Raw genomic sequence first — 12905 nt, forward strand, 5'->3', positions numbered from 1 at the left:
TGCAGTACGGGTTAGGCTTTTCTGCTGGCTGAGGCTGCAATGCGTCGGGGCTGAAGCCCCTCCCACAGGTGCACTCGGACAACTCACGTGTCGTGAACTTTTGCGGCGCGCGCGTTATCTGCTCAGCACGGCCTGAGGCAGCGGCGATGCTCGCAGCACCACTGTGGGAGGGACTTCAGTCCCGACGCGATAGAAAACGGCGCGCCACCGCCGCTCAGGCCAGGAACGCCTCGCGCACCGTAGCGCGGGCGGCGTCCAGGGAGAAGTGGGTTTCGATGTTGCGCAGGCCGTTGTCGGCCAGCCGTTGCCACAGCGCCGGATCGGCGTATAGCTGCGCGATGGCGTCGGCGAACGCGGCGGGTTCGTCGGCGATCAGTACGTCCTCGCCGTGGCGCAGGTGCATGCCTTCCACCGCGCAGGCGGTGGCCACCACCGGTTGGCCATGGGCCATGCTGAGGTTGACCTTGCCCTTGACCCCCGCGCCGAAGCGCAGCGGCGCCACGGCGATGCGCATGCCGTCCATGTAGGCGGCGATCTCGGGGACGTGGCCCAGCAGCTCCACGCCGGCGGTGGCCTCGCCGAGGCGGCGGATGTCCTCCGGCATGTCCGCGCCGATGCAGTGGAAGCGCACCTCCGGCAGGCGCAGGCGCACCGCCGGGAACACTTCCTGCAGAAACCAGCGCACCGCGTCCACGTTGGGCGCGTGGCGGAAGCCGCCGACGAACACCAGGTCGCGGCGCTGCGCCCACGGCAGGCCGGGGCCGGCGACCTCGTGCAGGTTCGAGATCAGCGCCGTGCGCACCTGCGGCGCCTCGCGCTGCAACTGTTCGCGTTCGACCGCGCTGACCAGCACGGTCACGTCCACCTGCGCCATCACCTCCAGTTCGCGCGCGCGGGTGCGCTCGGCCTCGCGCAGCAGGCGCGCGTCGCCGGCGAGTTCGGCGCCGCGGCGCTCGCGCAGGTAGTGCAGGTCCACGGTGTCGAACAGGCGCCGTGCTTGCGGTGCGAACCGGCGCAGCAGCGGCAGGCAGGCATGGGCGACGTGGTGGCGCACCAGCAGCACGCTGTGGAAGCGCGCACCGTGCTGCTGCAGGAACCAGGTGAGGTTCTTCAGGTACGGCGCGTACCACACCTCCACGCCGAGCCGTTGCAGGGTTTCGCTATGGCGGCTGGCATAGCTGCGCTCGCTGGGCACGAACACCACGTGCGCGCCTTCCTCGAGCAGCAGGCGGATCAGGTTGAGCTGGCGCAGCGAGGCGGAATCGCGGTCCGGCTGCGGCAGCGCTTCGTCCAGGATCAGCACCTGGCGCTGCCGGCGATGCAGCAGCGCCGGCACCGGCACCTCGCCGGGAGCGAGGTGTTGCGGCAATACCTCGGCCCACTTGGCGGCGAAGACCGCACGGTTGCGCACCTGGTAGGCCTTGATGCCGCTACCGGTGTCGGTGCCGTTGCTGGTGCCCTCGTCGTGCACCACGCGGCTGGCCGGCTGCACCAGCGTGCGCAAGCCGGCGGCGCGTACCGCGAAGGCCAGGTCGGTGTCCTCGTAGTACGCCGGCATGTAGCGCGTGTCGAAACCGCCCAGCGCCAGGAAGCGCGCGCGCTCGATCGCCAGCGCCGCGCCGCTGCCGTAGTCGACGTCGCGCAGGTACGCATAGCGCGGATCGTCGGGCGATTCGAAGCGGCCGTAGCTCCAGGCGCTGCCGTCGGCGAAGACCACGCCGCCTGCATCCTGCAGGCGGCCGTCGGGATACAGCAGTTGCGCGCTGACCAGGCCGGCCTGCGGCAGCTGCGCGAAGGTGTCCAGCAGCGCGTCCAGCCAGCCCGGCTGCGGCACCGTGTCGTTGTTGAGGAACACCAGGTAGCGGCCCTGCGCGCGCGCGGCGCCGTCGTTGCAGGTGGCGATGAAGCCGCCGTTGCGCTCGCGCACGTGGTAGTGCAGGCCGACCACCTGCGGCAGCCACTGCGCCGTATCGTCGCTGCTGCCGTCGTCGATCACCAGGATCTCGCAGGGCGCGGCCGGCGGATGCGCGGCCAGCGCGCGCAGGCAGGCGAGGGTGTGCGCGACGTGGTTGTAGACCGGGATCACGATGCTGACCAGCGGCGCGGGACTGTTCGGCACCGCGAACGGCGCGAACGGCGCCGCTTCCACCGCGAACAGCGCGCGCTGCGGCGGCGGCAGCGGTTGCGCATGCACGCGCAGGCGCTCCCAGGTGCTGCGCCAGCCGCGCGTGCGCAGGCTGGTCAGGCCGCGCCGGACCAGGCCGGCCAGGCGGTTCAGGGCGTAGCGCGCATTCGCCCACGACATCGACATCCGGGACCACTCCAACTTAAACGAAGAGGCCGTCGCGCCGCGCTGCCCGCTGGGCTGCGCTAGACTCGGCGGAATTTACATTCTCGCATTCCCGTGCCCCGACGCTACGACGATCACGACACCGACGATCAGGACGACGCCCTGGACAGCCCCGCCGCCGTATGGCGCAGGCGCCTACTCACCTGGGGCCTGGCTGCCGCCGCACTCGGCCTGGGCTTCCTGATTCCGTACACGGTCTATCTGAACAAACAGGTCACCCAGCGTTTCGGCGAACTGCGCTGGCAGATTCCCACCCGTGTGTACGCGCGGCCGCTGGTGCTGGCGCCGGACACGGCGATGGACCCGCAGACGCTGAAGACCGAACTCGATGCCGCCAGCTATCGCGCCGATGCCGGCGCCGAGCGCCCCGGCAGCTACCAGCAGGACGGCAGCCGCTTCACCATCGCCAGCCGCGGCTATGTCGACGTCGACGGGCGGGTCGCGCCGCGTCGCATCGAGGTCGGCCTGGCCGGCGGGCGCGTGGTGGCGCTGCGCGATGCGCAGACGCGCAAGGCGCTCAAGGCCGCGCGGCTGGATCCGGCGCGCATCGCCACGCTGTATGGGCAGAAGCAGGAAGAGCGGCGCCTGGTGCGCGTGGACGAGGTGCCGGAACTGCTGGTCACCGGCCTGCAGGCGGTCGAGGACCGCGACTTCAATTCGCACCACGGCATCGACCTCAGCGGCATGGTCCGCGCGGCCTGGGTGATGGTGCGCTCCGGCGGCAAGAGCCGGCAGGGCGCCAGCACCCTGACCCAGCAGCTGGCGCGCAGCGGCCTGCTCGGCATCGGCAAGGAACAGACCGTCACCCGCAAGTTCAACGAGATCCTGTACGCGCTGATCATGGAGGCGCGCTACGACAAGCGCACCATCCTCGAGGCGTATCTGAACCAGGTGTACCTGGGGCAGCGCGGCAGCCAGGCGGTGCATGGCGTGGCCTCGGGCGCGGAGTTCTGGTTCGGCCGCGAACTCGATGCGCTGGCGCCGGAGCAGGTGGCGCTGCTGATCGGCCTGGTCAAGGGGCCGTCCTACTACGACCCGCGGCGCTACCCCGAGCGTGCGCTGGACCGGCGCAACTTCGTGCTGGGCAAGCTGCGCGAGAGCGAACTGATCGACGAACCCACCTACCGCAAGGCGCTGGCCGCGCCGCTGGGCGTGCCGGCCGAACCCGGCCTGGTCGCGGCCAATCGCTTCCCGGCCTATGTCGACCTGGTGCGGCGCCAACTGGCGCGCGACTACCCCGAAAGCGCGCTGCAGGGCGCCGGGCTGAGCGTGCTCACCGGCATGTCGCCGTCGGCGCAGGCGTACGCCGAGGGCGCGGTGACCCGCACCATCACCTCGCTGGAGACCAACAAGAAGCGCCCGCCGCTGCAGGCCGGGCTGGTGCTCACCGACACCCACAACGGCGAAGTGCTGGCGGTGGTCGGCAGCCGCGACGTGGCCCAGCCCGGCTTCAATCGTGCGATCGAGGCGCAGCGCCAGGTCGGTTCGCTGCTCAAGCCGTTCGTGTATCTGCTGGCGCTGGCGCAGCCGGACCGTTTTTCGCTGGCCAGCTGGGTCGACGACACGCCGGTCACCGTGCAACTGGGCCGCGGCCGCACCTGGAGCCCGGGTAATTCCGATGGGCGCAGTCACGGCACCGTGCGCGTGGTCGATGCGCTGGCGCATTCCTACAACCAGGCCACGGTGCGCGTCGGCATGCAGGTCGGGCCGGAACGTGTGTCGCAACTGGTGAAGGTGCTGGCCGGCATCGAGGCCGAGGTCAATCCCTCGTTGATCCTCGGCGCCACCGACCAGAGCCCGTACGCGATGGCGCAGCTGTACCAGTTCCTGGCCTCCGGCGGCGAGATCCAGCCGCTGCATGCGGTGCGCGGCGTGCTCGATCCGCAGGGCAAGCTGCTCAAGCGCTACGACAAGACCCCCGCGCCGGCGCAGGAGGGCGACTCCATCGCCGCCAACCTGGTCGGCATGGCGCTGCAGCAGGTGGTCAGCAACGGCACCGCGCGGCAGTTGCTCAACGATGGCCTGGGCAAGCTGTCGCCGGCCGGCAAGACCGGCACCAGCAACGACGGCGTGGACAGCTGGTACGCCGGCTACACCGGCGATCACCTGGCGGTGATCTGGATCGGCAACGACCAGAACAAGCAGACCGGCCTGTACGGCGCCACCGGCGCGATGCGGGTGTGGTCGGGCATCTTCTCGCGGCTGCCGAGCGCGCCGCTGCAGGTGCAGGGCAAGGGCATCGACTGGCAGTGGATGGACCCGGTGGGGTACAACAGCACCGACCCGAGCTGCCCCGGCGCGCGCCAGTTCCCGTTCGTGGTCGGCTTCGTGCCGGCGTATGCCGCATGCACGCCGCCGCAGGCGCTGCCGGAAGAGGCCGCGCCCGCCGAGGGCGAGCACCAGGGCGGCGGCTGGCGCAGCTGGTTCGGCCTGGACAAGAAGAAAGACCCGCCTGCCGATGCGGCCGCGCCGCCGCCGGCGCATTGATTCCCGGATCCCGGATACCACTCATGACCTCCCGTCTTCCCGCTATCGCCGCCCTCAGCCTGCTGCTCGCCTCCTGCGTCAGCGCACCGCCGCCGCCGCCCCCGGCCGCGCCGGTGGACACCACCACGCCGGCGCAGCGCATCGCCGCGATCGACGCCAGCGGCGGTGCCGACGACACCGAACTGAGCGTGCAGCCGCTGCGCGATCCGGAAGTGGAGGATCTGCGCGAGAGCGCCAAGCGCAAGCGCAGCGCCGGCGATCTCGCCGGTGCCGCCGCGGCGCTGGACCAGGCGCTGAAGCTGGTGCCGGACGACCCGGCGCTGCTGCAGGACCGCGCCGAAGTGGCGCTGCTGCAGAAGGACGACGCCCAGGCCGAAGCCTTCGCCAAGCGCGCCATCGACCTCGGCTCGCAGACCGGCCCGCTGTGCCGCCGCCACTGGGCGACCATCGAACAGGCGCGCCTGGCCCGCGGGCAGAAGGAAAACGCCGCCTCGGCGCACGCCCAGATCGCCGGGTGCACGGTGCCGGGGATCAAGAGGTACTGAGGGCCGGGAATGGGGAGTCGGGAATGGGGAATGGGTAAACGCTGCGTTTCTGGCGGCTTTTCATCGTGATGGCATCCCGCCTTCCCGCTCCGCCGGCGGCAGTGACAGTGAGCGGGTAGCGCTGCTGCTCTGACCATTCCCTATTCCCGACTCCCCATTCCCATGTCGTTAGCTCACGCAAGCACCGAAGCGCTCAGCGAAGGCGGGGCGCTTGCGCGTCAGCTCGATGCGTTCGTGCCGCGGCCGGCGCAGTTGCGGTTGACCGCGGCGATCGCCGCGGCGTTCGAGCAGCGCGACGTGCTGCTGGCCGAGGCCGGCACCGGCACCGGCAAGACCTATGCGTATCTGGTGCCGGCGCTGTTGTCGGGGCTGAAGACCATCGTCTCCACCGGCACCCGCGCGCTGCAGGACCAGCTCTACCACCGCGATCTGCCGCGGGTGCGGGCGGCGTTGGGCGTGGGTCTGAGCAGCGCGCTGCTGAAGGGGCGCGCCAACTACCTGTGCAAGTACCGCCTGCAGCAGGCGCGCGGCGAGCCGCGCTTCACCGCGCGCGAGCAGGTCGCGCAGTTCCAGCGCATCGTCGCCTGGAGCGGGCGCACCCGCTTCGGCGACATCGCCGAGCTGGACGCGCTGGCCGACGACTCGCCGCTGCTGCCGCTGGTCACCTCCACCGTGGACAACTGCCTGGGCACCGAATGCCCGTTCTGGGGCGAGTGCTTCGTGGTGCAGGCGCGGCAGCGCGCGCAGGCCGCCGACCTGGTGGTGGTCAACCACCACCTGCTGCTGGCCGATCTGGCGCTGAAGCAGGAAGGCTTCGGCGAGATCCTGCCCGGCGCGCAGGCCTTCGTGATCGACGAGGCGCACCAGTTGCCGGAGCTGGCGGCGAACTTCTTCGGCGAAGGCTTCGGCATGCGCCCGCTGCAGGAACTGGCGCGCGACTGCCTGGCCGAGAGCCGCAATGTCGCCGGCGCGTTGGCCAGCCTGCAGGCGCCGGCGCAGGCGCTGGAACAGACCCTGCGCGAACTGCGTGCGGCGATGGAAGGCCTGCCGGCGCGCGGCACGCAGTGGCGGCTGCTGGCCAAGCCGCAGGTGCGCGATGGTTTCGATGCGCTGCTGGCCGATCTGGCGCGGCTGCAGGAACCGTTGGCGGTGCTGCGCGAGGCTTCGCCCGGCTTCGACGCCTGCGCGGCGCGCGCGCGCGAACTGCGCACGCGGCTGGGCCGCTGGCTCGGCGAGGATGCGCCGATCCCGGATTTCGAAGCCGAGCCGGAAGCCGACGCGCCGAGCAACGACGTGCTGTGGTACGAGTTGACCCCGCGTGGCTTCCGCTGCCAGCGCACGCCGCTGGACGTGTCCGGGCCGCTGCGCGCGCACCGCGAGGCCTCGCACGCGGCCTGGGTGTTCACCTCGGCGACGCTGGCGGTGAAGGGCGAGTTCGAGCACATCGCCACCCGCCTGGGCCTGCGCGATCCGATGACCTTGCTGCAGCCCAGCCCGTTCGACTGGGCGCGGCAGGCGTTGTGCTACCTGCCGGCGCTGCCCGATCCGGCGGCGCGTGGCTTCGGCACGGCGCTGATCGCCGCGCTGCAGCCGGTGCTGGAGGCCTCGCAGGGCCGCGCTTTCCTGCTGTTCGCCTCGCACCGCGCGCTGCGCGAGGCGGCCGAGGCGCTGCGCGACGGGCCCTGGCCGCTGTTCGTGCAGGGCGAGGCGCCGCGCGCGACCTTGCTCGAGCGCTTCCGCGCCTCCGGCAACGGCGTGCTGCTCGGCTCGGCCAGTTTCCGCGAGGGCGTGGACGTGGTCGGTGATGCGCTGAGCGTGGTGGTGATCGACAAGCTGCCGTTCGCCGCGCCCGACGACCCGGTGTTCGAGGCGCGCCTGGAGGCGATCCGCCGCGACGGCGGCAACCCGTTCCGCGACGAGCAGTTGCCGCAGGCGGTGATCGCGCTCAAGCAGGGCGTGGGCCGCCTGATCCGCAGCGAGCGCGACCGCGGCGTGCTGGTGCTGTGCGACCCGCGCCTGCTGTCCAAGTCCTACGGTCGCACCTTCCTGGAGTCGCTGCCGCCGTTCGCCCGCACCCGCGACGTGGCGGACGTGCGCCAGTTCTTCGCCGCCGAAGCCCCGGCGCTGGGCGATAATCCCGAGGCCGCGACGCCACCGGCCACGTCAAACTAGCCGACGCGCCGCCTTTGCTTTTCCGATTCCCCAATCCCCATTCCCGATTCCCAGCCCCCAATGAATCTGCTCGCCTTCGAAACCTCCACCGAAGCCTGCTCCGTCGCCGTCATGGTCGGCGACCGCGTGCTGGAGCGCTTCGATCTGGCGCCGCGGCGGCATGCCGAACTGGCGCTGCCGTGGGCCGAACACCTGCTGGCCGAGGCCGGCATCGGCCGCCGCCAGCTCGATGCGGTGGCCTTCAGTCGTGGCCCCGGTGCGTTCACCGGCGTGCGCCTGGCGATCGCTGTGGCACAGGGCATCGCCCTGGCGCTGGACCTGCCGGTGCTGCCGGTGTCCACGCTGCAGGTGCTGGCGCTGCGCGCGCCGGCCGATGCGCCGCGGGTGCTGGCGGCGATCGATGCGCGCATGGGCGAGGTCTACACCGCGGCCTACGCGCGCCAGGCCGATGGCGGCCTGCAGGCGCTGACCGCGGAGCAGGTGATGAATCCGGAGGCCTTCGTACTACCGGAACTTGAAGCGGCCTGGGCCGCGGTCGGTACCGGGCTGGCCGCGGTCGATGGCACCCTGCAACGCCGCTTCGGCGCGCACTGGCGCAGCGCCGACGCGCAGGCGCTGCCGCATGCCGCCGACGTGCTGACACTGGCCGCGGCCGCGTACGCGCGCGGCGAAGGCATCGCGCCGGAACGCGCCGAGCCGGCCTACCTGCGCGACAACGTCGCCCTGACCCTGGCCGAGCAACAGGCGCAGCGGGCCGCACGATGAGCGGCGCGGTGACGCCCGGCGACCGCTTCCGCGGTTGTCTAGGGCGTGCCATCCATTCCCGAGTGCGCCGCGTTGGGTCTGGCAGGCGCGCGGCCGGCGTTGCGTGGCGCAGCGCCTGACTGGCCGTCAGGTCAAGCCGCGCGGCGCCGGCCGCGCGCCTGCCAGGCCCAACCCGAAGGGCCGCGGTTGCGCGCGCCCGTGGCCGCGTCATCGCTCGGGCGTGGACTGACGTCCACTTCCTCGCTCTTCCTTGCCACAGGCGCGCGCAATCGCGGCGCGGCACGCTCGGGAATGGATGGCACGCCCTGGGGCTGGCGGTGGGCGATGCTGTTGGGACGACGCTGGAATTCAAGGCGCCCGGCAGCTTCGCGCCGATCGACGACATGGTCGGCGGTGGCCCGTTCGAGCTGCAGCCGGGGCAGTGGACCGACGACACCTCGATGGCGCTGTGCCTGGCGCACAGCCTGCTGTACCGGCAGGGCTTCGACGCCGCCGACCAGATGAACCGCTACTGCAACTGGTATCGGCACGGCTATCTGAGCAGCACTGGCACGTGCTTCGACATCGGCAACACCGTGCGCGCGGCGCTGGAGCGGTATCTGCAGGGCGGGCCGGCGTTCAGCGGCAGCGACGATCCGCGCGCGGCCGGCAACGGCGCGCTGATGCGGCTGGCGCCGGTGGCGATGTTCTACGCGCGGCGGCCCGACGAACTGGCTGCGCGTGCCGCCGACAGTTCGCGCACCACGCATGCCGCGGCCGAGGTACTCGACGCCAGCCAGCTGTTCGCCTTCCAACTGCGTGCCGCCTTGCTCGGCGAGGACCGTGCGCAGGTGCTGCAGCCAACCGGTGCGCCGCCGATGCAGACCCCGGCCCTGCGTGCGCTGGTCGACCGCGACCATGCGGCGGTGCCGGCGGTGCAGATCCGCGGCACCGGCTACGTGGTCGATGCGCTGTCGGCGGCGTTGTGGTGCTTCGCGACCACCGACAATTTCGCCGATGCGGTGCTGCGCGCGGCCAATCTCGGCGACGACGCCGACACCACGGCCGCGATCTGCGGGCAGTTGGCCGGTGCTTTCTATGGTGTCGAAGGCATTCCCGCAGCCTGGCGCGCGCGGGTGCAGGATGCCGCGGAGATCGTGGCGCTGGCCAATCGGCTGTACGCCGCCAGTGTCGCCGGCTGAAGGCCGCCGCGGACGCCGGCCGTGCGTGGCCGGCGTCCTTGGAGTTGCTGCGCAGAGGATCAGTAGTCGTAGCTGACGCTCAACCGCAGCGAACGCGGCGCCTGGCGCAGCAGGGCCGCGCCGTATACCGGGTCCGCGTTACCCGGGCCCGTCTCCGAGTACGGATACTTCCACAGCGTCGCCTGGCCATTGAAGACGTTGAACACGTCCAGGGTGAAGGCCAGCTTGCGGTCGGCGTAGGCCGGCCGCCACGACACGCCGAGATCCAGTTGCTGCAGCCACGGCAGACGGCCCTGGCTGCCCGGAGGGGCCGGCTGACCGTCGTAGTAGTGATAGGCAATGCCATAGCCGGAGGGGTCGCTGTGGTCGGGGCCGTAGGAGCCGAGCGCACTGAACGGCGAACCGGAGATCAGCTTGAAGTTCGCCGACACCAGCCATGCGGGGTTGATCTGGTAGTAGCCGTAGAACTTGAACTGATGGGTGTGGTCGTTGCTCTGCGGACCGTTGGTGTGCTCCATCAACTGCGCGAAGTCCCAGGCCTGGGTAGTGGACACCGCGGTCTGGCCGATGCCCGACAGCAACTGGCCCTCGGTGGTGCCGTAGCTGCGCGACCAGGTGTAGTCGAGGCGGCCGTACCAGCGCTGGTCGAACGGATGCTCCAGCGACAGGTTGAGCCCGTAGTAGTTGCGCTTGAACGCCGGGAAGCCGAACTGCGCGTTGCTCAGCGGCACCTTGACGTAGTTGCCCGAGGTGTCGACCAGGGTGAAGGTGTTGGCCCGGCCAGGGTTGATCAGCCAGCAGCTGACCGGGTTGCTGGCCAGGGTCACCGTATGCCCTTGCGCCGCGGCGGCGGCGAACACGGTATCGCTGTCGCAGTAGTCGTCCACGCCGCTGCGCAGGACGCGGTAGGTGCCCTTGGCGCCGTAGACCCAGCTGTCGCCCCAGGCCTTGGTGAAGCCGAGGATGAACTCGTCCTGGAACGAGGGCTTGATGCCCTGGGTGGCGACGGTCTTGGGGTCGGGCAGGATGCCGTAGTTGTTGTTGGACGAGACCGCACCGGAGATCTGGGTCAGGCCGGTCGGGTAGCCGTTGGCGTCGATGCCGCCGTAGGTGTAGTAGGTCGAGGTGGCCAGGGTGGCGCCGGCGGCGTTGAATGCCGGGTTCAGCGGCAGCGCCAGGTAGTAGCGGCCGGCGTTGCCGTACACCTTGAAGCGCGCTTCGCCGTCGACGTCCCAGCTGAAGCCCAGCCGTGGCGCCCATTGCCCGCTGGTCTGCTTGATGTACGGCGCGCCGTCGCGGTTGTAGTTGGTGAACTGGTCCAGGCGCAGGCCGAGGTTGAGCAACAGCCGGTCGTTGACCTGCCAGTTGTCTTCCACGTACTGCGCCCGTTGCGCCGAGCGCACCGAGGCCAGCGCGCTGTAGACGTACTTGCGCACGTAGTAGCCGCCCTGGCCGTTGGGGTAGCCGCCGGTGGCCGGTACGCCGAGCCCGGTGTTGATCGGCACGTTGGGATTGGCCTGGCCGTAGATCCAGTAATAGCCATCGCCGGAGGCCACCGAACCGCGGTTGAGCGCGCGCGCGTTCTGGTTGTCGATGCCGATGGTGATGCTGTGCGCGCCGATGGCGTAGTTCAGGTCCAGGCGCAGGTTGTCGGTGCGGTTGCCGCGCGCTGGATCGATCAGCAGCGCGGTGGTCTGCGCGTTGGTGATCGGGGTGCCGCCGGTGTAGGCCGGGTTCTGGAAGCCGGGGCTGGAGACATAGGTCAGCGCGCCGTTGTAGCTGGGATTGCGGCTGTAGTCGTCAGTGCGCTGCTGGCCGTACAGCGCGCTGAAGGTCAGGCGGTCGGTGAGGTAGCCGGTGTACTTGGCGCTCCACAGGTCGCCGCCGGTCTTGGTGGTGTCGGCGTTGCCGCGCAGGGCGCCGATGTCGCGGCCGCTGTACTGGTAGTACGTGCCGCGGGTGATGTAGCGGCTGGAGGCGCCAGTGATCTCCAGCAGTTGGTTGTCGCTGATGTTCCAGTCGAGCTTGGCGTACCAGCTCGGCCGGCGGTACTGGTAGTCGTAGTAGTACGGCCCTGGCGTGGTCTCGCGTGCGCCGTAGAAGCGATCGCCGTCCTGGCGTTGCAGTTCGTAGGCGCCGAAGAAGAACAGCTTGTCCTGGATCAGCGGGCCGCCGGCGTAGACGCTCTGGGTGCTGAGGGTGGAGCCGCTCTCGCTGTCCGGCCGGTACAGCGCGCCGTTGCCAGGCGCGTACACGTCCTTCTTCGCGGAGCGCAGGCTGTCCGGTTCCCAGGTCGCCTGGCCGCCGAAATGCCATTCGTTGGTGCCGCGCTTGCCCACGGCATTGATCACACCGCCGTCAGAACGCCCGTACTTGGCGCTGTAGCCGCCTGTGTAGACCTCCAACTGGTCGATGCTGCCGTAGGGCAGGGTCAGCCCGCCCAGGCCGCGCAGCGGGTCGGTGGTATTGAAGCCATTGATGTAATAGGCGTTCTCCGCGGCAGAAGAGCCGCCGAAGCTGAGCAGCTGCGCGCCAGTCGGGCCGATGTAGGTACCGCTGCCGCTGTTGCCGGCCACGCCGGGCGCCAGTTGCGCGATCGCCTCGGCCGAGCGGCCCAGCGGCAGGCGCTGCAGCTGTTCGGCATTGATCACCGTGCGCGAGTCCACGCTGCTCACGTCGATCGCGGCGGCGGCGCGATCGGCACTGACCTGGACGCCCGCCAGGCTGGTGGTGGCCGGGGCGAAGGAGACCTCGGTGACGCCGCCGACGGTGAGGCCGACGCCGTCGCGGCTGCCCAGCACGCTGCCGTCGGCGCCCTTGGCGATGATGGTGTAGGTGCCCAGCGGCAACTGGCCGACGCTGTAGCGGCCGCGCGCGTCGACGGCGACCTCGCGGCTGAGGCCGCTGTCGCTGCGCACCAGGATGCGTTGGGTGTCGGCGGGCGCCTGGCCGGCGACGGCGCCGGTGGTGGACTGGGCCTGGGCCGGCGGCAGGGCGAGGGCGGCACTCAGTGCCAGGGCGAGCAGGGCGGGCCTGCGGAGGGAACGATGATTGTGCATGCGGAAGGCGACTCGGGTGGTGGGGGCGGGGGCCCGCCGCGCCGACTCGAATCCGCCCTTCCTGGATGATGCGGTGTGCGCGGTAACGTTCCCCCGCTCCATTAACCTTAATAGGACGCCATCACAGAAATGCCGCGTCGTTATGTCGGCGGCACCAATGGTTATGTCCTTCGCTGTCGGGCTTCATGGCGGCCGTACCCTCACCCCAACCCCTCTCCCGAGGGGAGAGGGGCTAGTGCGCTTCCTTCTCCCCTCGGGAGAAGGTGCCCCGAAGGGGCGGATGAGGGTACGGGCGAAGCCTCGTGCACCCAAACACCGCGAGACGCTGCGCGCCGACCCTCACCCC

The 12905-nt window shown here is 70.6% G+C and carries 7 protein-coding genes; 5 read left to right on the forward strand and 2 right to left on the reverse strand.

Annotated features, from left to right (window positions below; all coding sequences use genetic code 11):
• Positions 1–214 precede the first annotated feature (214 nt).
• On the reverse strand, positions 215–2311 hold the full coding sequence (locus tag J7357_RS00070; protein WP_209244123.1) for a glycosyltransferase: 2097 nt from the start codon (positions 2309–2311) through the stop codon (positions 215–217).
• Between the two features lie 93 nt (positions 2312–2404).
• Between J7357_RS00070 and mrcB the strand changes: the two genes are divergently transcribed.
• The 5 genes from mrcB (at position 2405) to J7357_RS00095 (ending at position 9500) form a co-directional block, all read left to right on the forward strand.
• Entirely contained in the window at positions 2405–4837 is a 2433-nt protein-coding gene (gene mrcB, locus J7357_RS00075; protein ID WP_209244124.1) for a penicillin-binding protein 1B, read from the forward strand.
• 23 nt (positions 4838–4860) lie between these two features.
• Positions 4861–5382: a tetratricopeptide repeat protein gene (locus J7357_RS00080; protein WP_209244125.1), complete on the forward strand. Its 522-nt coding sequence runs from the start codon at positions 4861–4863 to the stop codon at positions 5380–5382.
• A gap of 162 nt (positions 5383–5544) precedes the next feature.
• On the forward strand, positions 5545–7554 hold the full coding sequence (locus J7357_RS00085) for an ATP-dependent DNA helicase (RefSeq protein WP_209244126.1): 2010 nt from the start codon (positions 5545–5547) through the stop codon (positions 7552–7554).
• A gap of 60 nt (positions 7555–7614) precedes the next feature.
• Complete coding sequence (tsaB, locus tag J7357_RS00090) at positions 7615–8319, forward strand: tRNA (adenosine(37)-N6)-threonylcarbamoyltransferase complex dimerization subunit type 1 TsaB (protein ID WP_209244127.1); 705 nt, start codon at positions 7615–7617, stop codon at positions 8317–8319.
• 305 nt (positions 8320–8624) lie between these two features.
• On the forward strand, positions 8625–9500 hold the full coding sequence (locus tag J7357_RS00095) for an ADP-ribosylglycohydrolase family protein (protein WP_209244851.1): 876 nt from the start codon (positions 8625–8627) through the stop codon (positions 9498–9500).
• Positions 9501–9559: 59 nt separating this feature from the next.
• Here the strand turns inward: J7357_RS00095 and J7357_RS00100 are convergent, their stop codons facing one another.
• Positions 9560–12559, reverse strand: coding sequence for a TonB-dependent receptor (locus J7357_RS00100; protein WP_209244128.1), 3000 nt, complete (start codon positions 12557–12559; stop codon positions 9560–9562).
• Positions 12560–12905: the final 346 nt, after the last annotated feature.

Origin of the sequence: Xanthomonas sp. D-109, from assembly GCF_017746095.1 — a bacterium.
Classification (GTDB): domain Bacteria; phylum Pseudomonadota; class Gammaproteobacteria; order Xanthomonadales; family Xanthomonadaceae; genus Xanthomonas_A; species Xanthomonas_A sacchari.